The organism is Tractidigestivibacter sp., assembly GCF_050946515.1.
GTDB lineage: Bacteria > Actinomycetota > Coriobacteriia > Coriobacteriales > Atopobiaceae > Tractidigestivibacter.
Window position 1 is genome coordinate 44,430 of sequence record NZ_JBMNUX010000005.1, and the last position, 25,664, is coordinate 70,093.

The window sequence follows — 25,664 nt, forward strand, 5'->3', positions numbered from 1 at the left end:
AGAACGGTAGATGCCTCTGCTTTCCTGTTCTTCGCAGGCTTGTATCAAATTCATTTCATATGCAGTTATTTTAAGTTAAAAACTTTTTATAAAATATATTTTGCATAAGTGTCCCCTGCCCAATGAGTATTGGGCCTGTGTGGAACGGTCTAGCAAGCCTCAGGGCACGACGCTCTAGAAGTTCCTCTCTATGAAAGCCTCGGAATTCGTGAAGAAGACCTTCTCGGCAAGCTCCTCTCCGAATGAAGTCGCAAACGCAGCGCGAAGGGAGGGAATCGATTGCACGCCAGCGATGCCTTTGGGAAACAGCCCATCGCAGCCGTCAAAGTCCGCGCCCATCGCAAGGACGTCCTCGCCACCAATCTCCATGATGTGGTCCGCATGACGAAGGACGTCATCCACGGATGGGTCGTCGGCCACAAAGGGGGCAAAGAGGTTGAGCCCGATGATCCCGCCGCGGCGTGCAATCTCTTCGATGTAGCGATCTGGCAGGTTGCGGGGCACATTGCACACGGCACGCGCGTTGGAATGAGACGCAATGACCGGTCCCTCCACAAGCGACAGAAGGTCGTCGACGCCTGCGTCAGACAGGTGCGAGGCGTCCATGACCATGCCCTGCCCCACAAGTTGGCAAACGAGCTTACGGCCCCGTTGGGTAAGACCGCGGCGCTGGTCGCAGGCAGCGCCGCACGCATAGCTGTTCTCGTAGTTCCAGGCAAGCATGCAGAATCTGATGCCCCTGTCATAGGCCTCAGAGATGTGAGATCCAGCGAACGAGGCGTCCTCAAGAGAGAGGAAGGCGGCGGCATGCCCCGCCGCATGCGCGGCATGCATGCTCTTGGCGTCCGTAACCAGCTCGACCCTTCCGCTCTGGGCGGCAATCAGACCACGCGCGCGGTCATAGACGCGCTCGAACTCCTCGTCCACGCGCTTGTTGTCGACCTGCGCCATGTCCCGCCACAGAGCGAAGACCTGCGTATACGTGTCTGCAAACGCGTCGACCCTCTTGAGGTCGACGTCGTTTTCGTTCTCGTATAGGGAGCCTCCCTCGGGCAGTTCGGTCAGCGTATCCGCGTGATTGTCAAAGTAGCGCACTATGCGTCCATCCTCGTCTTGTCAATTTGCCTTCCGCTGCCAGGGCGTGCCAGCACGCGCTCGCCGTCAAAGGCGAGGCTTCCTCCGCGATATGTCCTGACAATGCTCCCAGCCAGCCGCTTTCCTTCCCAGATAGTGTAGTCAAGCGCATCCGGGGCATCCTCAATGCGCACCTGCCATTGGTCGTCCCCAATCACGGCAAGGTCAGCATCAGAGCTTGGGGAAATTGCCCCCTTGTGAGGATAGAGGCCGTAGAATCTCGCGGCGTTCTCCGACGTGAGCCGCACGAACGTGCCCATGCCCATGCCCCGTCGCTGGACCCCTTCGGAGTAGAGCCAGGCCATGCGCGTCCAGACACCATCGACGCCGCAAGGAACGCTTTGATAGGTCGTGCCACGCTTGTCGCTCAGCGAGTAGGGACAGTGGTCGGTGGAGATGATCAGCCTGCCCGCGAGCGCCTTCTCCCAAAGCTCCTCGATGTCTGGCGCGGTGCGCAAGGGCGGCGTCATAGTGAAGAGGCAGCCATCCGCCCCCTTGAGGGCATCCTCGGAAAACTCCAGGTAATGGGGGCATGTTTCGGCAACGAACTCCCCTCTCGCCGGGGCCGGACCATCAAGCAGATGCATGGTCCCGGCAGTCGTGGCATGCGCAATGCAAAGTCGCACGCCCGTCTCATCCACAAGGCGCCACAGCATGCGTGCCATGCGCTCTTCGCTCTCAGCGGGACGCGTTCTGGCAAGCTCCAAGAAGTCCGTCGAGTCGCCATGGCCTGCCTGGAGCCGCGCAATCTCGTCGGGGTCCTCTGCATGCACGAGAAACGTGCGGCGAGGGTCATCCGAAAGCCGCTCAAAGATAAAGCCGAGGTCATCCTCGCGAAGCGTCTCCCCCTCGTAGATGGTGAAGAGCTTGAAGTCGTGGATGCCAGCCCGCTCTGCCAGCGGAAGGTCATTGATCTGCTGCTCGTAGCGCTCGGTCAGCACCAGGCGATACATATAGTCGACCGCAGAGACGGACGCGTCCTTAAGGCGACGGCCCAAGGCATGGCTCACGCTCTCCTCGCCATCTGGCTCCACAAAGTCTATGACCGTCGTGGTGCCGCCAGCCAGCGCTGCGCGCGACCCACGATAGAAGCCATCGGCAATGGGAATCGTCCCAAAGCCGCCAAAGTGGACGTGGGCGTCTATTCCTCCAGGCACGACCCACGCGCCACGAGCGTCAAAGGTTTGGTCGACAGGAGACGTGGCAGACCCGACTTCGAGAATGTGGCCGACCTGGTCCCGTGACTCTGGAACCTCAAAGGTCACGTCGCCCTCGACGGTGCCTTCTGGCGTCACGACCCTTGCGTTGGCGATTCGCGCAATGCGCACAGCACGTCCTCCTTTCGAATGGGCAGGCTTGTGAACTGATGGCCGACGGCATTGGAGACTGCCGCCGCAACGCATCCTGCAACGGGCACGGTTCCGCATTCCCCCACGCTCTTGGCGCCAAAGGGGCCGGTATGCTCCTCGCTGTCAAGGAATTCGACTTGGATGTCCCGCGGCATGTCGGTTGCGCGCGGCAGGTGGCAGTCGCGGAAGTTGTGACGAGGCTGGCCGCCGTTCTCGTCGAGGACGATCCCCTCAGAGAGCGCATAGCCGATGCCCATCTGCACTCCCCCGTCAACCTGCCCCTCAAGGCCCATGGGGTTCAGAGGGCGACCGACGTCATGGACGGCAACGTAGCGGAGCACGTCGACCTTTCCCGTCGAGGCGTCCACACGCACCAGGCAGAAGTGGGCACCCACAGAGATGGGCGCGGCGGTCGTGCCATACATCTTGGTACAGACGATGTCGCGCTCGTTGGCATGGGCATGCTCGGCAACCTGCTGCATTGTCACGCGACGGCCAGGGTCGCCCTTTGCCTGCGCTCCGTCGTTGCAGAGCTCAATTTGCTCTGGCGCGACCTCGAGAAGCTCCCCCGCCTCTGCCCTCACGCGCTCGGCGACGAGCCTTGCGCAGGCAAGGGCGGAGCCCGCGCCCACGTAGGTCCCGCGGCTTGCGAAGGCTCCAACGTCATAGAGGGTGGTCTCAGTGTCGGTCTTCACAAGTGAGATGTGGTCGAGCGGGATGCCCAGCTCCTCCGACACGACGAGCATCTGCGTCGTGTTGGACCCATTGCCCATGTCGCTCACGCCCGTGAACAGCGTGATGCTGCCGTCGCCATTCATCTTGATCATGGTTCCGCAGGTGTCGGGCATGATTCCAAAGAGGCTGCTGCCATGGGGCGCGACGTTGCAGGCGCAGCCGTACCTGAAGCGGCCGCCCTCGCGCCTGGACTGCTCGGACTTCTCGCGCATCTTGTCCCAGCCAAACAGCGCGCGACCCCGCCGTATGCAGTCTGCCGCTCGCATGTTGCCTATTGGCTCGCCGAGAAGGTCGACGGCGTCAGGATCGTTGACGTTTTTCAGATAGAGCTCGCACGGGTCGATGCCCAGGCGCTGTGACGCCTCGTTCATCTGCGAGCCCATCACGAAGAAGAGCTGGGGCGACCCAAAGCCGCGCATGGCGCCGGCGCTGCTGCGGTTGGTGTAGACCGGATAGGCGCGATAGCGCAGGTTGGGCGTGCGAAAGAGCTTGAAGAACTTGCCTCCTGCGGCCCATGCCACCGACATGCTGCCGCCCGACTGCGCCCCACAGGAGAGGTACACCTTGTAATCGCACGCAACCATTGTCCCGTCGCGCATGAAGCCCATGCGCGAGTAGATGACCTCGGCATGGCGGGTGGGCCCAGAGACGATGTCCTCCGCGCGCGTGAGGACGAGCTTGACGGGCCTGCCGCATTTCATCGAGAGCAGGCTGGCAACGGGCTCGCAGACCAAGTCGATCTTGCCGCCAAATCCGCCGCCCATGGCGGGGTTGAGAACGCGGACGCGGCTCTCGGGCAGGCCCAGCGCCTTGGAGAGGTTCGCGCGCTGTCCGAACACGTCTTGCGTTGGGGTCCACACCGTGAGCATGCCAGACGCATCGTAGCTGGCAAGGGCGACATGGGGCTCGATGGCGGCGTGATGCACGGCGGGGACCTCGTATCTTCCCTCTATGACCACGTCGGCCATCGAGAGCGCGGCGTCGACGTCTCCCGCAGACTTGTCCACCGGGATAAGGACGTTGCCCTCCGGCCTCAGCTCGGGATGGATGGGGTAGGCGCCCGGAGCGGCCGCCTCCTCAGGGTCAAAGTATGCAGGCAGGTCCTCGTACTCGACGTCGATGAGCTTCAGCGCCTGCTCGGCCTGCTCGGGAGTCTCTGCCGCCACGGCGGCAACCTTGTCGCCCACAAAGCGCACGACGTCGTCAAGGATGCGCTCGGAGGGCAGCACGTCGCTGTCCTCGCCATTGGCGTTGAAGCGTACCTGGGGTGCATCCCGGTGCGTGATGACAGCATGCACGCCCGGAGCCGCCTCGGCCCTTGAGGTGTCTATGGAGACTATTCGGGCATGAGGTCGCGGCGAGCGAAGAACCTTCCCGTACAGCATGCCGGGCAGCTTCATGTCATCCACATAGCGCAGCTGCCCGGTGACTTTGAGCCGGGCATCGTGCACGGGATGGGGATGGCCCACCACGCGTCCTCTTGGAGCTTCTCCGCTCACGACGAAACCCCTCCAGAAATGGCCGCGTTCTCGTTGGGCGCCACCTCGCTTTTCTCCCGCATCCGACGCGCGGCGAGAAGCACTGCCTCGACGATCTTGACGTAGCCCGTGCAGCGGCAGAGGTTGGGCTTTATGGCTTCGCGAACCTCCTCCTCCGTGGGGTTGGGATTGGCGTCGAGAAGGGCCTTCGCGCTCATGATCATCCCCGGGGTGCAGAAGCCGCACTGCACCGCCCCAGCGTCGATGAAGGCCTGCTGGATGGGATGAAGCGTCAGGCCGTCCGAAAGCCCCTCGATGGTCTCGATCTTCTTTCCCTCCATGTTGCGGGTCAAGAGGACGCAGGAGTTGCGGGCCTGCCCGTCGACGATGACGCGGCAGGCGCCGCAATCGTTGGTGCCGCAGCCGCACTTTGCGCCGGTGAGGCCCAGGCGCTCCCTCAGCGTCCACAGCAGGCGCTCTCCTCGAGGCACGAGCAGCGGGTACTCGCGCTCGTTCACGTTCAGCGTCACCGCTATCATGCCTGAAGATTCCACAGGTCCGCCTCCTTCATGACCCGGGCCATCACGGCGACCTTCCGGCCGAGGACCTTTGCGTTCTCGATGCCGGCAGGGTCGTCCATGTCCGTGGAGCCGTCGCCCGGATTCCAGAGCATTGCCCCCGTGTACATGCCGTTTCCGCCGGTCACGAGCGTCATGCCTTGGGCCAGGAAAAAGTGGTTGATGGCGTCGACGGTCATCTCCTGGCCTCCGTTGCGGGTTCCGCCGACGACGATGCCGGCGCCGACCTTCCGGACGAAGAACTCGGGGTCGTCGATGCCACGCTTCCACGCAGAGCGGAAGCGATCGAAGAATGCCGCGGTCTGCGCCGTAACGTTCATCTCGTAGACGGGGCTCGCCACGATGATGCCATCCGCCTCGTAGAACTTGTCATAGAGGGGAGTCATGTCGTCCTGAAAGACCGTGCAGCGGTCGGAGCCCTTCCTCAGGCACTGGTTGCAGTGCACGCACAGGTGAAACTTCTTTCCGCGCAGCTCAACAAGCTCGCACTCCGCCTCCGGGTCGGCCGCCGACGCAGAGTCGAGCGCGGCCTTCAGAGCCGTGTAGGCGCTCTTCTTCCGAGGGCTTCCGCAGATACCCAAAATCTTTATAGCAGCCATCTAGTTCTCCTCTCCTCTGTTTATAGCGGTGAGCACCTGGTCGGGGTCCATGGGCAAGTCGCTGATGTTCACGCCGATGGCGTCGGCGATGGCGTTTGCGATGCAGGGCGCCACAGGCACAACGGGGCTCTCGCCCAGTGCCTTTGCGCCCCAAGGGCCATCGGGCTCTCCCCCGTCCGCGCAGACAAAGTCGGTCTTGAGGTCGTCGGGCATGTCTGTCGACCTCGGCATGCCGCAGCGCCCCAGCGTAAGCTGGCGCGGCTTGCCGTCGGCGGCAAAGTCCATCCGCTCCGAAAGCGCATAGCCAAGGCCCATGGCAATGCCGCCCTCGAGCTGCCCCTGCAGCATGAGCGGGTTGAGCACGTGGCCCACGTCGTGCACTGCCACATAGCGCTCCACGCGCACTTCTCCCGTGGTTCGGTCAACGCGCACGACAGCCGCGTGCGCCCCATACGAGCAGACGCCACGGGGGGCGGCATAGGTTACGTGCACGCACAGCTCGCGGCCAGTGACCGCCTGGCAGTGAACCATGACCTCGCGAAGCGTTACCACCCGGCCGCCCTCCTCGAACCAGGCGCGGCCGTCGCGCAGCTCAACCTGCGAGGGGTCGCAGCCAAGCAGAGGCGCAGCCTCTTTGCGAAGCTCGGCGGCCATGAGCTCCGCCGCGCGCTTGACGCCGGCACAGATTACGAAGGTGCCTCGGCTTGCGTAGTCGCCAATGTGCCAGAGGACCGCATCGGTGTCAGAGGCAACGATGCCCACCTGCTCGAGGGGCACGCCGCACACCTCGGAGACGATGGCCGCCTGGGTGCCAAGGGTGTCGTTTCCCATCTCGTGAGACCCGGTGTAGAGCACGGCCGAGCCGTCCTCGTTCATCTTGATCATGGGGCTCGCAACGTCCCTGTGGACGCCGTAGCAGTTGTTGCCATGGCTCCCCACGGCAACGCCGATGCCCCACGCATAGCGCTCGTTCGACCCGAGAGAGTGGATGCGCTCTCGCTCGGCGTCATAGCGAATCAGCTCGCAGGCACGCTCGAGGCAATCTTGGGGTCGCGGGTTTCCGCGGGAGACGCCCTCCTCGTCGACCGCATCGGGCTCGATGAGGTTTTTCCGCCGGAACTCAACCGGGTCAAGCCCGATTGCGCGAGCCGCGCGGTCGGCCATGCACTCGGTTGCGAAGTAGACCTCGGGACCGCCGTAGCCGCGCATCGCGCCGCCCGGAACCGTGTTGGTGTAGACGGGCCTCACGCGAACGTGCACGTAGGGCGCCTTGTAGAGCTGGAACGGGTTTTCGAGCAGCGCACCCGCTACGTTGAAGGCGCTCCCCGCATAGGCACCCGTGTTGGTCTCGCAATCCACGTCTATCGCAATGAGCTTTCCCTCGTCGCTGACGCCCATGCGCACCCGAGACTGCGAGCCGTGGCGAACGCGCGTCGTCATGATCGTCTCGCGCCGCGTGAGCACCATCTTGACCGGCTTGCCCGCCTTTTTGCTGAGAAGGGCGACGACAGGCTCTATGGTCATCTCAAGCTTGCCGCCAAACCCGCCCCCGATGGCCGGCACCACGACGCGGACAAGGTTGAGCGGCAGACCGAAGATCTCGGAGAGAATGACTCGGTACGCAAAGGAATTCTGGCAAGGGGCGATGACCGTTAGCTTGCCCTCCGCGCTCCAGTCTGCTATCGCGCAATGGGGCTCGATGGCCCCCTGGTGAATGGGCGGGGTGGAGAACGACCCGCTTACCACATGGTCGCATGAGGCCAGATGGGCCTTGATGTCCGCGTCGCCCTTCTCGAGCGTGCCCACCACGTTGCTTGTGCCATGAACGGGCTCGGCGCCGGGCGCCAGCGCCTCGTCGATGCTCAGGACGGCGGGAAGGTCCTCGTAGACCACCTTGATGGCGCGCACTGCGGCCGTGGCCTCTTCCTCGGTCTCGGCCGCGACGGCGGCCACGCGGTCGCCAACGTGGCGAACCTCGCGGGCAAGCACTCGCTCCGTAAGGGGGACTTGGGCGTCTATCATGCGCTTTGCGCTGTTGTAGCGAACGTCGGGACAGTCCTGCCACGTCACCACGGCGTGCACGCCAGGCATGGCGCGGGCCTCGCTTGTGTCGATTGACACCACGCGAGCGTGAGGGCGGTCGGAAAGCAGCATCTTGCCTGTGAGCATGCCCGGAAGCGACATGTCGCCGACATAGGCCTTGCGCCCCGTGACCTTTGACGCAGCATCGCGGATGGGCCTTGGCTTTCCTATGACACGCTCCTCTCCCATGCAACCCCTCCTAGGCAAGCTCGAGGCTACGGCACAGGGAGACACAAAGGCCGCAGCTCCGGCACTTTGTGGCATCCACGTGCATGGATCCCTTGCCACCATCGTCGATGGAGCGCGCGCCATACGGGCAGGACCGGACGCAGCGGCCGCAGCGCGTGCAGGTGGCATCGTCCCATGTCATGCGGTATGGGCTTTCTTGCTGCGGGAGATGGCGCCCCACCTCACCGACAATCTCCTGAAGGTCTGCGTGGCCATGGGACGAAAGCCACGCGTCGACGTCCTTGTCGAGCTTGCCCACAAAGCCAGGCCCCTTGAGTATCGCGGCGCTGCAGACGCCCACGTAGTTGGCGCCTGCCATGGCCATCTGAAGCGCCGCCTGCCAGGTGGTGACGCCCCCCAGCCCAATGATGGGAACGTCGAGGTCGGCCAAGCCCTGACGCAAGGTGCAGACCTTCTCGAGCGTAAAGGGGAGAATCTGTGCGCCAGAGAGCCATCCCCTGCCGTCAGGGCCGCCAAGGACGGGAGCCCCCGTCTCTATGTCGATGAGCAGGGCGGGGCCCATGGAGTCGCAGGCAGTGAGGGCGTCCGCCCCAGCCTCTAGGCAGCGGCGCGCATGGGCCACCAGGTCGCTCGTATTGGGCGACAGCTTCACGATGATGGGAAGGTCGACGAGCTCGCGGCACTTCTCCACCATGGGGAGTACCGTCTTCTCGTCGTATGACACAAGCTCTATGGCAAGGCAGCCTATCTCCTCGATGCGCTGGGCGCAGGCGGCCACGTCTTTCCACGTGTGGCCGACGCTTGCGATGACCGGCACCCCGGCGCCGACCGCGCGAGGCAGCTCTTGGTCAAGCCAGCGATCCATGGGAAGGTCGGACCACTTCTCGCAATTCATGAGCGTGCCGGGCGCGGCCTGGACCATGTGGCGGGTGGGGTTGTCGGCGGCATGGAGGTTGATGGTCTTCGTCACCACGGCGCCAGCTCCAGCATGCGCCAAGGCAATCATCGCGTCAGCATCAAAGGTTGCCGGCCCCGACCCGACGACGATGGGAGAGGCAACCTCGCGTCCGAACATCGTGCACTTCATGTCACAATCCCCTCCAAAAAGTGTCGGCGCACTGCCTGAGCTGGGCCGCATTGCGCTCTTCGTCGAGCGTGAGCAGCCGGCCGTCCTGCATGAGGCGCTTGCCGGCAACCCACACGTCACGCACGCTCGACGCGCGGCCAAAGACGACGAGCTGGTCGAAGACGTTGCCCTCGTTGATGGGCGTTGGCTGGGGCGCCATGTCATAGGCAACGAGGTCAGCCGCCCAGCCGCTCTCGATGCGGCCGACCTTGGAGAGGCCCATGGCCTGTGCGCCCTTCTCCGTGGCAAGCGAGAAGACCTGCTTGGAGTCCATCACGGTCGTCGTCTCGCATGCGGCCTTGTGCACGAGAAACGTCGCCCGCATGACCTGGAACATGTCGTTGACATAGCCGTCGGTCCCCAACCCCAGGCAGACGTCCTTTTGGAGCATGCTGGGCACGGGGGCGAAGCCGCCCCCAACCTCGCAGTTGCTGATGGGCAGATGCGCCGCGCGCGTGCCGGAGGAGGCAAGCAGGTCGAGGTCTCCCTCTCCCAGCTTGACGCACTGCGCCGCGAGCGTGTCCGGTCCAAGCGCCCCTGCGCTGTTGTAGACCGAAAGCGGAGTGCAGCCCAGATGAGACATTGCCCACTCGAGCTCATAGCGGCTCTCGCAGAGATGGAACTGGTAGAGGCAGCCATTTTCGCAAGCAAGCTCCTTGGCGTGCTCAATCATGCCCCGAGGGCAGGTGAAGGTGGTATGCGTGCAGATTGCCCCGCGAACCAGCCCGGTGCCACGTGCGGAGAAGTGCTGCGCCGACTCGGCGTTCTGGCGAAGGCAGGCCTCGCCGTTCGCCTTGCTCACGCGCTCTGAGCTCTCGAGCGACACAATCGCGCGCATTCCGGCACGCTCTATCTGCTCGCCCTGCGCAATAAGCGTGTCTCCTTCGCAGAGTGGCGCCTCAAGAATGTCGCAGAAGGAGGTCGTTCCGCTATGGAGCATCTCTGCCATGGTCGCCAAGCTCGTCGTCAGGACCTCGCTCTTTCGCACGCGGTCCTCAATGCGGGGCCACCAGTAGTCGAGGAGGAAGCTCTCGAAGCCCGTGACGCCCTGCGCCGGAGGAATCCCGTGCGAGAGCACGCCATATTGGTGCATGTGGGTGTTGACCAGCCCGGGCATGACAAGGCATCCGCGCCTGTCAATGACGTCGCCGGCCGCGAGCTTGCCCGATGAGACAAGCCCGGCGAGCTCTGCGTTGGCGCACACGCCAGCAACGCGTCCGCCCTCGACGAGGACCGTCGCATCCGGGACGACTTTGTCAGCCGAGCACACGACAAGATCGGACTCTATCGCCTTCATACCATGTCCTCCCCACCAGAAACCGGCATCCTCCGAAGCCCCGGCACGTTGGGAACGTCCTCTCCCGCCGGCCCGAGCGCTCGAAGGGCATCTGCCAGAACCACGGGCGCCACCCTACGCTTGTACGCCCCGTTGGCAAGCCTTTTGCACTCGGCATCCATGAGCGCGCCGAACGCGTCAGCGCAGCGCCGGATGCCGTCCTCGCAAATCGGGCTGCCAACCAGGGGAAGCTCTGGGCCCTCGAGCGCATGCGGCTGCGGGAGGACCCCTCCCACGCAGGCGCGGGCCTCGCAAACGGTCCCGCTCTCGTCCAGCTGAGCGACCGCGCAGGCATTGACGTCAGCAAGCCCGATTCCCTCATTTGCCGAGAGGCGCACGTAGGCGCCCACTTCTCGCGGCGCGCGCTCGGGGATGAGCACGCGAACGATGAGCTCGCCAGCTTCCATGACGGTCTTCTTCTCACGCGGATCGGCAAAGAGGCAGGTGCGGACGAGCATCCCCTCGTGGGTCAAACAAGCCGCGCAGGGCTTGAAGAGCTCGGCAACGGGAACGCAACGATGGCCGCTTTGGCCCGCAAGCACCACCTTTGCGCCAAGAGCAACGCATGCGCATATGCCATCTGCCGCAGGGCAGGCGTTTGCAAGGTTTCCTCCAAGCGTCGCTCGATTTCTCGTCTGGACCCCGCCTATGCTGCGCACGGCCTTCCACAACACGGGCGAGAGGCGCCGAACCATGTCAGACTCGGCGAGGCTCGAGAGCGGCTCTGCAGCGCCAATGTCCAGAAGCCCGTCATGGGCGAAGATCCCGCGCATCTCGGCTGCGCGCGTGACGTCCACCAGGATGCGATTGCCATAGAGGCTGCGCGTGCGCCCCTTGACCATCACGTCGGTGCCTCCCGCGAGGACAATTGTGGCAGGGTTCGCAAGCAGGGAAAGCGCCTCCTCAAGAGAAGAAGGCCGCGCATAGCCAGCAACCATCATGAGCGACCGCCCTCCCCTCTTTTGTCGACGACGACGTCGGGATTAGCGTCGACGGCAGTTCCGGACACGTCGAGAATTGCCTCGACGACCTGCTCGTATCCCGTGCAGCGACAGAGGTTTCCCCTCAGGGACTCGCGCACGCGCGTCTCCGTTGGATGGGGGTCCTCGCTCAAGAGGGAGGTGGCAGCAAGCAGCAGCCCCGGCGTGCAGAAGCCGCACTGGATGGCGTGGTGGCGCAGGAAGGACTCCTGCAGCGCGCTCAGCTGACCGCCGTCCGCGAGCCCCTCGACCGTGGTGACGCTCGCGCCATCGAGCGATGCCGCAGGCACAAGGCAGGAATTCTCGGCCCGCCCATCCACCAGAACGGTGCATGCGCCGCACACGCCGATGCCGCAGCCCTCCTTGGTGCCCGTAAGGCCAAGCCCATCCCTGAGGACGTCAATGAGGCGATCTCCAGGGTCAACCAGGAGGTCATGTTCGAAGCCGTTCACGCGAAGGCGCACGCGAACGGGCTCTGCCGCTCCGCTCATGCCGCACCCCTCTCCTTCGCGTCAAGAAGGCCGAGGATGCGCTGGGGGGTAAGGGGCAGCTGGCGGACCTGGCAGCCAATCGCATGCTTCACGGCCAACGCCACCGCCGCGCCCACCATCTCGGTTGCCGCCTCGGCAATGCACTTTGCGCCAAAGGCCCCCTCAGGGTCGCTGCACTCGTAGAGCCTCACGTCGATGGCAGGGGCATCGGCCGCGGTGGGGATGAGGTAGGAGTCAAGGTTGACGTCAGCCATCTTCCCTTGGTCCATGCGCACCTCTTCTGTGAGCCCAAACCCAATGCCCATGAGAATCCCACCGCAAACCTGCCCTCTGACCAGCTCCGGATTGATGGCGTGGCCCACGTCGTGGTACGAGCTCACGCGGTCGGTCCGGACTCTGCCCGTAAGCGTGTCGACGGTGACTTCGGCGACGCAGCATCCGTAGGCGTAGGTGGTGAACGCCTCGCCCTGCCCCGTGGTGTCGTCGTTGACCAGCTCGCGCGGCTGGTACCACTGGTAGGTAGCCATAGGCTTTCCAGAGTAGGACCGCGCTTCGCACACCTCGGCGAGCGTGACGCTCCTTGAGGGGTCGTCCGCCACGTAGCAGACGCTGTTCTCCAGCTCGACCTCTTCGTCCTCGCCAGCGTGCAGAAGCTCGCGGGCAGTCTCGAGGAGCATCGAGCGCATGGCCTCTCCCGCCATCTGCACGGAATGACCGCCTTGCGCCGTGCTTCTCGAAGCAACCGTGAGGCCCGAGTCGGGAATCGCCGACGTGTCAACGTCCACCATCACGATGTCCTGTGGGGCAATGCCGGACGCCTCTGAGCAGATTTGGGTGTAGACCGTGCGCAGCCCCTGGCCAATCTCCATGAGCGCGGCTCTGAGGGTAAAGCTGCCGTCCGGCAATGCGGTGAGCATGGCGCCGGACGAATCCCATCCCTCGCCGCCAAGCGCTACGCCGCGATAGCTCGTCACAAGCCCAATGCCTTGGCGCATGCGCCCCGCCTGGCCGCGCCAGCTGGCGTCCTTCTCGCGATAGCGCGTATCTGTCACGATGTCGTCCATCATGTCCACCAGAAGCGTCTGGTGGACAAGGACCTGTCCCGTTGCCGTTTTGGACCCCCGCCGCAGGAGGTTCTTGCGCTTGAGGTCGACGACCGAGACGCCCATCTCGTCCGCAAGCTCGTCGACGGCCATCTCGTTGCAGAAGATGACCTGGGGAGAGCTGTACCCTCTAAACGCGCCAGGCACCGGATTGTTGGTGAACACCGCGTAGGTGTCTGTCCTCACGTTGGGAATGTCGTATGGACCGGCAGAATGAGCCCTCGCACGGATGTTCATCCATGGGGCCTGGTTGTTGTAGGCGCCGGCGTTCTCAACCTGGCGAGCCTCGTAGGCCAGAAAATGGCCGTCCTCGCTCGCCCCAATGCGGATATGGGTTATGAAGGGATGGCGCTTGGGGCTTTCAAGCAGGGAGTCCTCTCGCGAGTACGTAAGCTTGCAAGGAAGCCCCAGCATGCGCGCGACGAGAGCCGCTCGGCCGCACATGAGCCCCACCGTCTCGAACTTGCCGCCAAACGATCCGCCGACAACGCACTGCTCGGCGCGGACGCGCGCCATCGGAATCTGCAGGCAGTCTGCCACGAAGCGTTGCGGCATGTGCCCCTGCTGCGAGCAGGAGCGAATCACCATGGTGTCGCCAACGGGGATGGCCGTCACGCTCTCCGGCTCTAGGTAGGCATGCTCGACATACCCCGTGCGGTAGGTGCCCTCATGAATCCAGCGCGACTGCGAGAAGCCCTGGCTTGTGCTCCCCTTGCGAAGCGGACGGAATGACTCCGGAAACACATTGCCCGGAATGCTTGGGTCTGGCGTCCCGTCAGGCGAGAGGCCCACGCCTTTCTCGCGAACCTGGGGCGCTCCGGGCTTCAGGGCGTCCTCGACGGTGGAGACCACGGGAAGCCTGTGGTAGGTGACCTTGACGGCGGCCATCGCGCGCGCCAGCCCCTTGGGGCTGCGCGCCGCGACGACTGCGACCACGTCGCCCACGAAGCGCGGATGGCTTGTGCAGTAGTACCAGTCGTACATGCTCTGTGGCTTGGGAAAATCCTTCTCGGTGAGGACGGCCAGCGTCTCGTCCAGCGAAAGCGCCTTTGTGGCGTCGACCTCGACGGTTGCGTGGGGGAAGCGCGAGTGGAGGCATCCCGCGTACACCATGCCTGCAACGTGCAGGTCATCGGCATAGGTCGCCGCACCCGTAGCCTTCTCGCGTCCGTCGACGCGAGGCACAGACCGGCCGATGATGCTTTCCTGTCTTGTTGCAGACGACATGGGCAAAAGACCCCCTTCCAGCGCCCTCCCGTTTGGCGCGTCGTGAATCCGCCTTCTTGCCAGGCGGATCCACGTTGCCTGCCCTCCAATCAGCCCCGAGCGAGGCAGCTCCTAGATTTCGCCGTTCTCAATCTGGGTGACGTAGTCGTTGAACGTGGCCTGCTTCTCCTCGGAGACCAGCGTGTTGGAGAAGGTGCCCATGCGGACGGCGCCAGTCCCAAGGTCGCCCTTGATGGCCTTGTTGCCAAAGGAGTCGCTCACCGCGTCCTGCATTGCCTCCTCGAACATGACCTTGTGGTCGAGGATGATGCTGTTGGCGTAGGTGTCGTCGTCTTCGCCGCCAAGGTCGCTGGAAAGGCCGATGACATAGCGCTGGATGCCATCGGATTCGACAGCCTCGTGCATGGCCTCAATGGCGCCGGTCTCCTCAGCGTTGGCGTCGCCAAAGAGAACGTCGACGCTCTCGTCGTTGAACATGACCGAGCCCGCTTCCTTGCCCTTTGCGACATCGCTGAACGACCCGACGAACACGCTCGAGACCTGGACGTCCGGGTCGAGCGTCTCGACAGTCTCCTTGTAGGCCGCGAGCTTTGCCTGGGTGTTGTCGAGCTCCTGACCGCCAATGAAGCCAACGCTCTTTGTCTCCGTGAGCGTGATGGCGAGGCATCCAGCGAGCTTTCCGACCTGGGCGTCGTCATAGTACATGCCCTCGATGCCGTCAAGGTCGTCGTCGGTGCCCATGAGCACGGCAAACTTGGCGTCGGGGTTGTCCTCTGCGACCTGCTTCGCGGCATCCTCGTACTCCTGGCCCGGAAGGAGGATAAGGTCGAAGCCTTCGTTCACGTAGTTCTGCATAGTCGTGACGTAGTCGGCTTGGTCAATGTTTTCCGAGTATGCCGTTTCCCACCCAAGGTCTTCCGCGGCTCCAATCATCGCATCGTAGCAAGCGGCAAACCATCCGCCGTCGTTCATGGGTCCGTTGATGACCATGGCAGCCCTGTGCGACTCGCTCGTGCTGTCAGACTCCGAGGAGCTGTCGTCCGAAGAAGAGCAGCCTGTGAGCGGCCCTGCCGCAGCGGCGGCAAATGCCATTCCCATGAGACCGACGAAGCTCCTGCGAGAAATGCCGTTGTTCTGTGCAGTCATGAGAGGTCCTTCCGATTGTGTTTTCAGATCATGCCGCCGCCGCACTGATGGCCGCGCATAATCTCTTTCAACGAAAATCCTACGAAGGGGGAGTTTCCCGAGGGCGTCGGCGAAGTTACGCACCGGTGCCACCCGTATTTCGTGCTAGCAACGCTCTGTAACTAATAAAATTTGATGTATTGACAAATCTGGGTAGCCGCTACATTCCGACCGGAATCGTCCATGCATGGCCAGAGCCGCGATTGGTGATGCCCGCACGAGCGCAAAGGTCGTCGGCACACCGCTGCGCCTCAGCCAAAGCCGCGTGCTCATCGACAACGGTGAGCTCGCCGTCACGCAGCAAGAACCGCCCATCAACCGCCACATCGGTTATGCAGCTTGGCGCAGACGAATAGACGAGGTCTGACACCGGATTGTGCATCGGAATCGATTTGGGAGAGGCGTATGGGTCAAACACGACGAAGTCTGCGCGCTTCCCTGGCTCGAGCGAGCCAATCTGGTCATCGAGCCCAAGTGCGCGCGCGCCGTCGATGGTCGCCATCTCGAGCGCCTTTTCTGCGGTTAGGGCGACGGGGTCTCGGCTCTCGACCTTCTGAAGCAGCACGGCGGTCTTCATAAGCTCGAGCATATCCTGCCCGTTGTTGCTCGCGGCCCCATCGACGCCAAGCCCCACGGTCACTCCAGCACGGAGCATCTTGGGAATGGGCGCCACCCCAGAGGCGAGGTACATGTTGCTCACGGGGTTGTAGGAGACCTTGTAGTCGTGCTCCGCTGCGCGCTTGATGTCATCGTCCGTAAGCCATACGCAGTGAACCATGAGAACGTTGGGGCCGTCGATGCCAAGCCGTTCTAGGCACTCCGTGCCAGCGCACCCGTGCTCCGCCACCGTCGCCTCGCGATCAAAGGGGGTCTCGGAGACGTGGATGGTGACTCCGTCGCCATGATCGCAGACGACCTCGTAGAGCCCGCGAAACATGCGCTCCGAATTGGACCACAGCGCAGCCGGGGCCGCCCACACGCGCAGTCGACCGTCAGCTGACCCGTCGTAGGTGCTGCAGAGCCGGTCAAGCTCGCGAATCACGTCATCGCTCTTGTTGACAAGCCCAGGGTCCACGCCAAAGTCAAGACCCGTGTCGATGGCGCCGTAGCCAAAGATGCCGCGAACGCCGCACTCGTCCATCGCCTGCAGAATGGGCTCGTCCAAGCCACTGCGCGGATGCGCATACATGTAGTCAAGCTCGCAGGTCATGCCGCTGCGAATTCCCTCGATGATTCCCAGGACGGCGGCGGCATGGCAGTCGTCGGGAGAAAGATGGGTCGCCGCAGGAAAGGTCATGGTGGAAAGCCAGTCCTTGAGGACCATGTCGTCGCCAAGCCCTTTGAGGAGGGTCTGGAAGAGGTGGTTGTGGGTGTTCACAAAGCCTGGAAACACCACTTTCCCGCCAAGGTCCACGATGGTCGTATCAGGGCCCGAGCAGGTCTTTTCAACCTCTGCCGAGGGGCCCACGGCCGTGATGCAACCGTCCGCCACGGCCATCGCGCCGTCAAAGATGACGTCACGCGTGCCATTGACCGTCACGAACGTCGCGTTTGTTAAGAGCAGATCGGTTTTTACCTTCTCAATGGAAGCATTCGTCTGCCGGTCGAGCTTGTCGTCCCTGCACGCCATGAAACCCCTCCTTCTGCTGCAAATCGAGTTTTTGCATGAGCAAAGCCCATAAACCTTTGTGGGTCTTTGGGCTCACAAGGCGCACTATAGGCCGCCTCGTTCAAGCGGAAACATCGCGAAATACAGTCGTTTCGGTTCGTAACACGGCTGTATGAAAAGTGCGATTACCTGAAGTTGCGCTTAACCTCATGGGAACAATTAGGAAACAATTTTTATGAAAGCACTGCTGTGGGGGCCATCCGCGCCAACCACATGAGACCGACAAACAAACTTAGTCGGATTGCGTTGCAACATACCCATTAGGGGTATATACTGCGTTGGAAAGATACCCCATGGGGTATTTGAAAGACCAACGTAGGAGGAACCCATGGCCAACAAGCAGACGGCGCAGGCTCAAGAGTGCCACATGAAGCAGACCCCACGTTCCGACGAGGTCAAGCGCAACGTCACCTGCCGCATCAATCGCATCATCGGCCAGCTCAACGGCATTGAGACGATGGTCAACGAGGACCGCTACTGCGGTGACGTGCTCACGCAGCTCGCCGCCGTCGAGTCGGCCGTGAAGTCCGTCTCGCGCATCGTGATGCAGGACCACCTTGAGACCTGCGTCGTCGAACGCGTGCAGGCTGGCGACACCGAGGCCGTTGACGAGGTCATGAGTCTCTTCAAGAAGTTCATGTAGGAGGGATTTGCAGTGCCAGTAGCAACGCAAGCGCCCCCCGAGGAAGTTCGGGAGACGTTCGACATCACGGGCATGACCTGCGCCGCTTGTGCGGCTCGCGTGCAGAAGTCCGCAGCAGGCGTCCCAGGCGTCACCGACGCCAACGTCAATCTGCTCAAGAACTCAATGGAGCTCACCTACGACGGCAGCAAAGAGACCGCCGATGCCGTCGTCGAGGCTATCGAGAAGTCGGGGTACGGCGCCGCGCCGCGCAAAAAGCACGCCGAGGCCGATGGCTCGGCCGCCTCGGACTTTGTCGATCCTCAGATTGCGGCGCAGAAGGCCGTGGACGAGAAGCGCACGCAGCTCATCGTCTCTGCCGTCTTTGCCGTGCCCCTGTTCTATCTGGCGATGGGCCCGATGTTTGGCTGGCCTCAGCTGCCGTGGTTCGCGGGCGAGCAGGGCATGATGACCGATGCGCTCACGCAGCTTCTTCTCGCCGCGCCCATCCTGTTTGTGAACCGACACTACTTCATCACGGGCTTCAAGACGCTCTTCCACCTGTCCCCCAACATGGACTCGCTGATCGCCATCGGCTCGGCGGCGTCCTTCGGCTACAGCCTCGTGAGCCTCTATCAGATGGCGTGGGCGCTCGGGGCCATGGACATGGCCAGCGCCATGACCGCCTTCCATCACCTGTACTTTGATTCGTCGGGCATGATCTTGACCCTCATCACGCTGGGCAAGTTCTTCGAGGCGCGTGCCAAGGGCAAGACCACGAGTGCCATCTCCGCCCTTATGGACCTTGCTCCAAAGACGGCAACCGTGCTGCGCGATGGCGAGGAAGCTCAGGTGCCCACCGAGCAGGTGCGCGTTGGCGACCGCCTCGTGGTGCGTGCCGGCGAGTCGGTGCCCGTGGACGGACGCGTCGTTGAGGGGTCGGCCGCCGTGGACGAGTCCGCCATCACCGGCGAGTCCGTGCCTGTGGAGAAGGGCGTCGGCGACGACGTGACCGGCGCCACGGTCTCCACGAGCGGCTACTTCGTGATGGAGGCCACCGCCGTCGGCGACGACACCGCACTTGCAAGCATCATTCGCCTCGTCGACGAGGCCACCAGCTCCAAGGCGCCCATCGAGCGCCAGGCCGACAGAATCGCAGGCGTCTTCGTTCCCGTGGTCATCGGCATCGCGCTGGTCACCTTCCTCGCGTGGATAATCTTCTTCGCACCGGGCGACTTCGCCTCCGCCTTCAACTACGCGGTCAGCGTCCTCGTGATCAGCTGCCCCTGCGCGCTGGGCCTGGCCACACCCACCGCCATCATGGTGGGCACCGAGCGCGGCGCCAAGAACGGCATCATGATCAAGAGCGCCGAGTCGCTTGAGACCGCTTGCAATCTCGATGTCGTGGTTCTCGACAAGACCGGCACCATCACCGAGGGAACCCCTGCCGTTACCGACGTCCACCTTGCCTCTGGCGTAGACGAGGCCGAGCTCATGCGCACTGCATCCGCCATCGAGCGCAGAAGCGAGCACCCCTTGGCGCAAGCCATCGTCACCTACGCGGACAAGCGCGGCCTCTCTGAGAGCGCGGAGAAGGTCGACGACTTCACTCAGGTTGCCGGCGGAGGGCTTGTGGCCACCGTAGACGGCAAGCGCGTGGTTGCCGGCAACGCCCGGCTGATGAGGCGCGAGGGCGTGGACGTCTCCGCGTTCGCAGCGGCCGCCGACGAGCTTGCCAGGCAGGCAAAGACGCCACTCTACTTTGCCGCTGACGGCCGCGCGCTTGGCCTTGTGGCCGTAGCCGACGTGGTCAAGCCCACTTCCGCCACCGCCATCGCCCGCCTTCGCTCAATGGGCGTCCGCACCATCATGCTGACCGGCGACCAAGTCGCAACCGCCGCTGCCGTCGCCCGCCAGGTTGGCGTGGACGAGGTAATCGCCGGCGTCCTCCCCAACCAGAAGGAGGAGAAGGTCCACGACCTGCAGAAGCAGGGCAAGAAGGTGGCCATGGTGGGGGATGGCATCAACGACGCCCCGGCACTTGCTCGCGCCGACGTGGGCATCGCCATCGGCGCCGGCACCGACGTCGCCATCAGCTCGGCCGACATCGTGCTCATGCACTCAGACCCCGCCGACGTCGCCACCGCCATCGAGCTCTCGCGAGCCACGATGAGAAACATCCGCCAGAACCTGTTCTGGGCGCTCTTCTACAACGCGATATGCATCCCCGTGGCCATGGGCGTGCTCGTGCCGATTGGCATCTCGCTCAACCCCATGATCGGCGCCGCAGCCATGGGCTTCTCGTCAGTGTTCGTCGTCTCCAACGCGCTTCGCCTCTTTGGCTGGAAGCCTTCCCAGGCAAGCGTCGAGGCGCAGCAGGTTGAGCCCACTGTTATTACCGACACCGCTTCAGACAACGCCGTGGCAACTACCCCGGCCAAGAGAAAGGACACCAACATGGCAACCAAGAACCTCTCCATCGACGGCATGATGTGCGAGCACTGCGTCATGCACGTGACCAAGGCGCTCGAGGGCGTCGAGGGCGTCTCCAACGTGAAGGTCTCGCTGGAGAACAACTCCGCCACGCTTGACGCCGATCCGTCCGTGACCGACGACGCGCTGAAGGCTGCCGTCGCCGACGCCGGCTATGAGGTCACCGCGGTCGCGTAAGCGCTGCCTGCGTTCCATCTTCTGACGCGCCTGCCGCAGAGCGCCTCGCGAGCGCCCGCTTTCTCCACTCGGGGAGCGGGCGCTTTCTTTTTCTGCAGCGTCGCGAGTTGCCGCCTGGATGCCGTCCGCCTTCCCTTGTCGGCCATCTGCCCGAGGCTCCAACTTGCCGCAGGAAAAGGGGGCAAAAGCAAAGGAGAGGAGAAGCGGAGGGACCTTCATGAAGATCAGCGACATAAGGGAGTACATCCTTCTTGCGCATACGAAGAACTTCACGCGCGCGGCAGAGGAGCTCTACATTGCTCAGTCGGCGCTCAGCCGTCATATCAGCGCGCTCGAGACGGAGCTCGGAGTCAAGCTCATCGACCGCGGGCACAACCACTTCAGGCTCACCCCCGCCGGCGAGACGACGCTCAAGCAGTTCGAGAGCATCATGGAAGACTACAACGAGCTGCTCGCCAAGCTCTCGGAGCAGGACCGCGAGACCGAGGGCTCAATGGACCTCGGCGTCCTCTACTACGACCGCGACAGCTACGTCTATAAGATCTGCAAGCGCTTCCACGAGCGCAGCCCAAAGGTGCACGTAACGCTTCATTCCAAGCAGCCAGGGGAGCTCGAGCAGGAGCTCTTCTCGGGAGCCGTCGACGCGGTCATCGTCTACGGCGCGGCGCTTTGCGGGCGCACGGACGTCGAAGTGATGCCCTTCCTCAAGATTCCCTACTGCCTCATCTACAGCACGAGCCACCCCTTCGCCACGATGGACAGCATCAGCCCGAAGGACCTCTCCGAGCAGACCCTCTTGGTTCCCCGAGAACCGTTTGCGCTCAACATGGGAGACCGCGTCTTGCGTCGCATCTGCTCGGAGAACGGCATCAACTTCAAGAGCACCGCGCCCATCGACAACTACGACGAGGTCCCCTGGATTCTGGAGGAGACCGGCGGCGTCTACCTCTCTCCCATGGCTAACCCCCACGCCTACGGCCCAAGCACGGCATACCGCGACTTCATGCCGGAGCGCTACTCCTGCGACGTGAGCCTCGTGTGGCTCAAGTCAAACGACAACCCGACCATACCGCTCCTCGGAAAGGCAATTCGCAGCTGCTACCCCTAATCTGGGTCGATGCGTAACGAGCATAACGCTCACGGCAACGGCATTTCACGAGGGGTCCCGGAGCTTCCTACCATGGCCTTGACGGCCGGACAACGTGCCCGGAAACTCTTCCGCGAAAGGGAATGCAATGGGCGACAAGATGGACAGCTACGAGAACAACAGGGACCTTCACACCTCAACCTACAAGGTGCTCGACGTTGAGCCCGAGTACCCCGACGTGCATCAAATCGGCAACCTCTTTGGCAAGCACATCACCTGGGAAGCAGACGGCTGGAAGGCGATTGGCGAGAGCTACTTCAAGTCTTGCTACATTCATGCCGGCCTTTCGGGAGCCGAGGAAACCTTCAGCGGACCCGACGCCGAGAAGCTCCTCTCCGACTTCAGCATCAATGACGTGACGAAGTGGAAGGAGGGCAAGTGCAAGCACCTCGTCTCTCTGGACGAGAAGGGCTATGTCACCAACCATGCCCTCTTCTACAAGGACTCCCCCACCCAGTTCCGCACCACGGCTGGCTGCTCGGTCCCCTACCTTGCCGCGATGCAGACGGGCAAGTACAACGTGCAGTACACCACGAGAAACATCTTCATCTTCCAGCTGTCCGGCCCCACCTCGCTGACCATCGTGGAGAAGGCCTCTCAGACCAACCTTCATGACGTGAAGTTCCTGCAGATCGTTCCGCTCCGCATGCCCGGCATCGACGCCGACCTGGAGTTTGTGCGCATCGGCATGAGCGGCACGCTTTCCTATGAGGTCCACGGCCCCGCCGAGGTTGGCCCCGCCGTCTACGACAAGCTCTACCAGATTGGCAAGCCCATGGGCATGAAGCGCATGGGGTGGAAGGACTACACGATCAACCACACCTTTGGCGGAAACCCCCAGATGACCGTCAACTTTGAGTCCTCGCTTTACGCAGACCCGCAGTTCACCGCAACCGCGCCGTTCACCCCCAACTACACCGGCAGCATCGACCCCAAAAACATCGAGGCGCGCTTCCGCACCGCCGTTGAGTGCCGCTGGGACTTCATGGCCCGCTTCAACCACGACTTCCTGGGCCGCGCGGCGCTCGAGGCCGAGATGGCGAGCCCCAAGCGCCGCGTCGTCTCGCTCGTGCTGAACCCCGACGACATCGCCGATGTCATCCGCTCCCAGTTCACCGACGACCCCTACAAGTACATCGACTTCCCGTGCGCCGAGCAGCAGCCCGCAGGCGGTCACCAGGACTGGGTCTGCGACGCGGACGGCAGCCACATCGGCATCTCCGCGAACCCCACGTACTCCTCGCACTACAAGGTCATGATCAGCCACGCCGTGATTGACGTCGACAAGATTGAGGACGGTCGCGAGGTCATCATCAAGTGGGGCGACTTTGGCGGAAAGATAAAGGACATCCGTGCCACCATCGCTCCGTTCCCCTACATCCATGACGTGGGCGACAACCGCACCTTCGACACCTCTAAGATTGCCTCCGGCCTCGACGCGAAGTAAGCCTTTCGCACCCCGCAAGCGACTGTCTTGCCCCGCTCTCGAACATTCGAGAGCGGGGCTTCTTGCGCCGCCTTTGGCTTCGGCGCGAGGAGGGCAGACGCGCCAGGCGCCTGCCATTGATTGCTTATCATGGTTTGTGTAATTCCAGAAGATGCGAACGGAGAACAGATGAGCGAGCGCGAGAAGATGCTGGCAGGACAGTGGTACGACGCCAACAACGACCAGGCGCTCATTGCGGAGCGACTTGCGGCGGCGCAGGTGGCATATGACTTCAACCAGGCGCGCCCTGGCTCCCCAGAGCAGGCGTCCGCGCTCAGGCACCTGTTGAGAGACGGTCTTGGCGAGGGATGCGAGGTGCTCGCCCCGCTCTATGTCGACTACGGCAGCAACATTACGCTTGGCGAGGGCACCTTCGTGAACCACGGCTGCTACTTCATGGACGGCGCGCCCATCACGCTTGGCAGCCATGTCTTTGTCGGCCCGTTCTGCGGCTTCTATACTGCAAGCCACCCGCTGGAGGCGAAGGCGAGAAACGCCGGTCTTGAGAAGGCCTCGCCCATCTCCGTTGGCGACAACTGCTGGTTTGGCGCGAACGTCTCGGTCATGCCGGGCGTCACCATCGGCTGCGGCTGCGTCATCGCCGCGGGCTCGGTCGTAACCCGTGACTTGCCAGACAACAGCCTTGCGGCAGGCGTCCCCGCAAAGATCAAGCGCACGATTGACCAGGGCAAAGGCAGCGAGCAGCAAGAGTAGCAGGCAGCAAGGGCTGCGCATTGCCTGGCCTATAGAATCGGCGCCCTAGAGAAGCACCGAGAGCAGCGTTGCCACCAGCCAAATGACGGCAATCACGATGTAGGGAGACTTGTGAGCCTTCGTGACGGCGAGAAACTCCCGGATGAATGATGCCGGCCAAAGCCATCCGCGCGTCTTGCTCCCCACGCCATCGGCCTGGATTCCAAGCTGATGGCAGTACTCCGCGCAACGAAACACGTGGAAGTCGCTGGTCACGACCGCGCAACGATATGGCTTTCCCGCAGAGTGCTCGTCCATGAGCTCCTTTGAGAACCTCAAGTTTTCCATCGTCGTCGTGGAGCGGTCCTCGCGAATGATCTTGTTCTCGCTCACCCCATGGGCAAGCAGGTAGTTGGCCATGGCGTCAGCCTCAGAGACTTCCTCATCAGGACCTTGTCCGCCCGAGGGGACCAAATAGGCTTCGCAGCCCTGCTTCTTCCAGAGCTCGAGCGCCTTGTCGATGCGCCCGGCAAGAAGCGGCGACGGCTCCCTGCCCGAAAGGCCGGCGCCGTGAATCACGATGTAGTCGTAGTGCCTGTTGCGAGGAAGCCGCCGGTAGAGCCACGAGTAGAGCAGCAGTGCCACCAGCGTGAAGCAGAACCACAGCGCCTCGACGTCAATAAGACCGACCAGCCGCTCTATCCATTCGGGAGCGCCGATGCTGCCAAGAAAGCCGGGCGCAAGGAACAGCAATACGAAGAGCACCGCAAGGGCGATTGGCAGAAGCGATGCCAGGGAAAGACCATTGCGCTTCACGACGACAATGCCGTTTATAAAAAGCGCGATCACGGTAATTATCGGCGCCGCAAGGACAAGCACCAGAAGGGGCAGCACCATCCATTCCTGTCCAAAGCGCATGAGCAAGAGCATGCTCGTCCAAAGCACAAAGATCAGCAGGTAGATGGCGTTTCTAAATTGCCGCGGCTCGCGATGGTACGAGACAAGCAGGCAGATTCCAGAGATGATGCTTGGAGACCAGAGCACGAGCTGCATAAGCAATAGATCGAAATCCACGGGCGTCCTCCTCAATTCGTAAGGGCATTGTAGCCTGAACTACAATCGGTGCGTGTCCGTTGACCGTTATCGAGCATGGGGGAGAAAATGCTGAACGTGGTGCTTGTCGCGCCCGAGATTCCCGCAAACACAGGAAACATTGGCCGCACCTGCGTGGTCACGGGCTCGCGCCTGCATCTCATAGAGCCCCTTGGATTCTCGCTCGACGACCATTCGCTTCACCGAGCGGGCCTTGGCTATTGGAAGAGCCTGGACGTGACGACCTATCCTAGCTGGGATTCGTTCATCGAGAGAAACGGCTTGTCTGGCGAGAAGGGCGAGGGGCGCCTGCACCTGCTTACCAAGAAGGCACGCCGCATCTATGCCGACGCGCGCTACTCGGACGGCGACTTTCTCGTGTTTGGCTGCGAGAGCCGAGGACTTCCAGAGGAGCTGCTCGCTGCGCATGCCGAGCGCTGCGAGCGCATCCCGATGCTTCCCGACGCAGCCTCGCTCACGGACGCCGATGAGTGGGCGGCAGGCCAGCCCGCACGTAGCCACAAGGCGCTTCTCCAACGTGATGTCTGCGGCAACTTCGTAAACCCAGACGACTGGCGAGTAAGCGCCCTTAACCTGTCGAACGCCGCAGCCATCGTGCTCTACGAGGCGCTACGGCAGACAGGCTTTCCCGGCATGTAGCGACCTGCAGCTATCCTTCGCCGGAAAAGCGCC

The 25,664-nt window shown here is 62.9% G+C and carries 20 protein-coding genes; 6 read left to right on the top strand and 14 right to left on the bottom strand.

Features of this window, described 5'->3' with window-relative positions; genetic code table 11:
- Window positions 1-174: 174 nt before the first annotated feature.
- The 13 genes from ACOYJL_RS04340 to ACOYJL_RS04400 all read right to left on the bottom strand — a co-directional run bounded on the left by ACOYJL_RS04340 (window position 175) and on the right by ACOYJL_RS04400 (window position 17,222).
- Complete coding sequence (locus tag ACOYJL_RS04340; protein WP_433568994.1) at window positions 175-1,095, bottom strand: dipeptidase; 921 nt, start codon at window positions 1,093-1,095, stop codon at window positions 175-177.
- Window positions 1,095-2,462: an amidohydrolase family protein gene (locus ACOYJL_RS04345; RefSeq protein ID WP_433568995.1), complete on the bottom strand. Its 1,368-nt coding sequence runs from the start codon at window positions 2,460-2,462 to the stop codon at window positions 1,095-1,097. The genes ACOYJL_RS04340 and ACOYJL_RS04345 overlap by 1 nt, the downstream gene beginning before the upstream one ends.
- The gene (locus tag ACOYJL_RS04350; protein WP_433568996.1) at window positions 2,426-4,717 is read right to left on the bottom strand and encodes a xanthine dehydrogenase family protein molybdopterin-binding subunit; all 2,292 of its coding nucleotides are present in this window, start codon (window positions 4,715-4,717) and stop codon (window positions 2,426-2,428) included. The genes ACOYJL_RS04345 and ACOYJL_RS04350 overlap by 37 nt, the downstream gene beginning before the upstream one ends.
- Complete coding sequence (locus ACOYJL_RS04355; RefSeq protein ID WP_433568997.1) at window positions 4,714-5,250, bottom strand: (2Fe-2S)-binding protein; 537 nt, start codon at window positions 5,248-5,250, stop codon at window positions 4,714-4,716. The genes ACOYJL_RS04350 and ACOYJL_RS04355 overlap by 4 nt, the downstream gene beginning before the upstream one ends.
- Window positions 5,232-5,873 (bottom strand): flavodoxin family protein, encoded by a 642-nt coding sequence (locus tag ACOYJL_RS04360; RefSeq protein ID WP_433568998.1) that lies wholly within the window; start codon window positions 5,871-5,873, stop codon window positions 5,232-5,234. Before ACOYJL_RS04360 ends, ACOYJL_RS04355 begins: the two co-directional genes overlap by 19 nt.
- Window positions 5,874-8,144 carry a xanthine dehydrogenase family protein molybdopterin-binding subunit gene (locus tag ACOYJL_RS04365; protein ID WP_433568999.1) on the bottom strand — a complete coding sequence of 757 codons (2,271 nt, stop codon included), beginning with the start codon at window positions 8,142-8,144 and terminating at the stop codon, window positions 5,874-5,876.
- Window positions 8,145-8,154: 10 nt separating this feature from the next.
- Window positions 8,155-9,231: a 4Fe-4S binding protein gene (locus ACOYJL_RS04370; protein ID WP_433569000.1), complete on the bottom strand. Its 1,077-nt coding sequence runs from the start codon at window positions 9,229-9,231 to the stop codon at window positions 8,155-8,157.
- A gap of 1 nt (window position 9,232) precedes the next feature.
- Window positions 9,233-10,567 (bottom strand): amidohydrolase family protein, encoded by a 1,335-nt coding sequence (locus tag ACOYJL_RS04375; RefSeq protein WP_433569001.1) that lies wholly within the window; start codon window positions 10,565-10,567, stop codon window positions 9,233-9,235.
- Window positions 10,564-11,547: an FAD binding domain-containing protein gene (locus ACOYJL_RS04380; protein ID WP_433569002.1), complete on the bottom strand. Its 984-nt coding sequence runs from the start codon at window positions 11,545-11,547 to the stop codon at window positions 10,564-10,566. The genes ACOYJL_RS04375 and ACOYJL_RS04380 overlap by 4 nt, the downstream gene beginning before the upstream one ends.
- On the bottom strand, window positions 11,544-12,077 hold the full coding sequence (locus ACOYJL_RS04385) for a (2Fe-2S)-binding protein (protein WP_433569003.1): 534 nt from the start codon (window positions 12,075-12,077) through the stop codon (window positions 11,544-11,546). Before ACOYJL_RS04385 ends, ACOYJL_RS04380 begins: the two co-directional genes overlap by 4 nt.
- Window positions 12,074-14,407 (bottom strand): xanthine dehydrogenase family protein molybdopterin-binding subunit, encoded by a 2,334-nt coding sequence (locus ACOYJL_RS04390; RefSeq protein ID WP_433569004.1) that lies wholly within the window; start codon window positions 14,405-14,407, stop codon window positions 12,074-12,076. Before ACOYJL_RS04390 ends, ACOYJL_RS04385 begins: the two co-directional genes overlap by 4 nt.
- Window positions 14,408-14,518: 111 nt before the next feature.
- Entirely contained in the window at window positions 14,519-15,553 is a 1,035-nt protein-coding gene (locus ACOYJL_RS04395; protein ID WP_433569005.1) for a BMP family protein, read from the bottom strand.
- A gap of 199 nt (window positions 15,554-15,752) precedes the next feature.
- A complete protein-coding gene (locus ACOYJL_RS04400) occupies window positions 15,753-17,222 on the bottom strand; it encodes an amidohydrolase family protein (protein WP_433569006.1) in 1,470 nt (489 codons plus the stop codon).
- A 367-nt stretch (window positions 17,223-17,589) separates the two neighbouring features.
- Between ACOYJL_RS04400 and ACOYJL_RS04405 the strand changes: the two genes are divergently transcribed.
- From ACOYJL_RS04405 to ACOYJL_RS04425, 5 genes are all read left to right on the top strand, one after another.
- The gene (locus ACOYJL_RS04405) at window positions 17,590-17,904 is read left to right on the top strand and encodes a metal-sensing transcriptional repressor (RefSeq protein WP_433569007.1); all 315 of its coding nucleotides are present in this window, start codon (window positions 17,590-17,592) and stop codon (window positions 17,902-17,904) included.
- A 12-nt stretch (window positions 17,905-17,916) separates the two neighbouring features.
- Window positions 17,917-20,553, top strand: coding sequence for a heavy metal translocating P-type ATPase (locus ACOYJL_RS04410; protein ID WP_433569008.1), 2,637 nt, complete (start codon window positions 17,917-17,919; stop codon window positions 20,551-20,553).
- Window positions 20,554-20,770: 217 nt separating this feature from the next.
- On the top strand, window positions 20,771-21,661 hold the full coding sequence (locus ACOYJL_RS04415; protein WP_433569009.1) for a LysR family transcriptional regulator: 891 nt from the start codon (window positions 20,771-20,773) through the stop codon (window positions 21,659-21,661).
- Between the two features lie 127 nt (window positions 21,662-21,788).
- Window positions 21,789-23,147 (top strand): hypothetical protein, encoded by a 1,359-nt coding sequence (locus tag ACOYJL_RS04420; RefSeq protein ID WP_433569010.1) that lies wholly within the window; start codon window positions 21,789-21,791, stop codon window positions 23,145-23,147.
- 168 nt (window positions 23,148-23,315) lie between these two features.
- Complete coding sequence (locus ACOYJL_RS04425; protein ID WP_433569011.1) at window positions 23,316-23,900, top strand: sugar O-acetyltransferase; 585 nt, start codon at window positions 23,316-23,318, stop codon at window positions 23,898-23,900.
- A 45-nt stretch (window positions 23,901-23,945) separates the two neighbouring features.
- Here the strand turns inward: ACOYJL_RS04425 and ACOYJL_RS04430 are convergent, their stop codons facing one another.
- Complete coding sequence (locus ACOYJL_RS04430; RefSeq protein ID WP_433569012.1) at window positions 23,946-24,953, bottom strand: YdcF family protein; 1,008 nt, start codon at window positions 24,951-24,953, stop codon at window positions 23,946-23,948.
- Between the two features lie 87 nt (window positions 24,954-25,040).
- Between ACOYJL_RS04430 and ACOYJL_RS04435 the strand changes: the two genes are divergently transcribed.
- Window positions 25,041-25,631 carry a tRNA (cytidine(34)-2'-O)-methyltransferase gene (locus tag ACOYJL_RS04435; RefSeq protein WP_433569013.1) on the top strand — a complete coding sequence of 197 codons (591 nt, stop codon included), beginning with the start codon at window positions 25,041-25,043 and terminating at the stop codon, window positions 25,629-25,631.
- Window positions 25,632-25,664 lie beyond the last annotated feature (33 nt).

Bases quoted from the DNA above. Each gene is read 5' to 3' on its own strand.
- ACOYJL_RS04385 (WP_433569003.1), bottom strand. From the start codon at position 12,077: ATGAGCGGAGCGGCAGAGCCCGTTCGCGTGCGCCTTCGCGTGAACGGC.
- ACOYJL_RS04360 (WP_433568998.1), bottom strand. From the start codon at position 5,873: ATGGCTGCTATAAAGATTTTGGGTATCTGCGGAAGCCCTCGGAAGAAG.
- ACOYJL_RS04380 (WP_433569002.1), bottom strand. From the start codon at position 11,547: ATGATGGTTGCTGGCTATGCGCGGCCTTCTTCTCTTGAGGAGGCGCTT.
- ACOYJL_RS04370 (WP_433569000.1), bottom strand. From the start codon at position 9,231: ATGAAGTGCACGATGTTCGGACGCGAGGTTGCCTCTCCCATCGTCGTC.
- ACOYJL_RS04375 (WP_433569001.1), bottom strand. From the start codon at position 10,567: ATGAAGGCGATAGAGTCCGATCTTGTCGTGTGCTCGGCTGACAAAGTC.
- ACOYJL_RS04365 (WP_433568999.1), bottom strand. From the start codon at position 8,144: ATGGGAGAGGAGCGTGTCATAGGAAAGCCAAGGCCCATCCGCGATGCT.
- ACOYJL_RS04420 (WP_433569010.1), top strand. From the start codon at position 21,789: ATGGGCGACAAGATGGACAGCTACGAGAACAACAGGGACCTTCACACC.
- ACOYJL_RS04415 (WP_433569009.1), top strand. From the start codon at position 20,771: ATGAAGATCAGCGACATAAGGGAGTACATCCTTCTTGCGCATACGAAG.
- ACOYJL_RS04405 (WP_433569007.1), top strand. From the start codon at position 17,590: ATGGCCAACAAGCAGACGGCGCAGGCTCAAGAGTGCCACATGAAGCAG.
- ACOYJL_RS04435 (WP_433569013.1), top strand. From the start codon at position 25,041: ATGCTGAACGTGGTGCTTGTCGCGCCCGAGATTCCCGCAAACACAGGA.
- ACOYJL_RS04400 (WP_433569006.1), bottom strand. From the start codon at position 17,222: ATGGCGTGCAGGGACGACAAGCTCGACCGGCAGACGAATGCTTCCATT.
- ACOYJL_RS04395 (WP_433569005.1), bottom strand. From the start codon at position 15,553: ATGACTGCACAGAACAACGGCATTTCTCGCAGGAGCTTCGTCGGTCTC.
- ACOYJL_RS04425 (WP_433569011.1), top strand. From the start codon at position 23,316: ATGAGCGAGCGCGAGAAGATGCTGGCAGGACAGTGGTACGACGCCAAC.
- ACOYJL_RS04390 (WP_433569004.1), bottom strand. From the start codon at position 14,407: ATGTCGTCTGCAACAAGACAGGAAAGCATCATCGGCCGGTCTGTGCCT.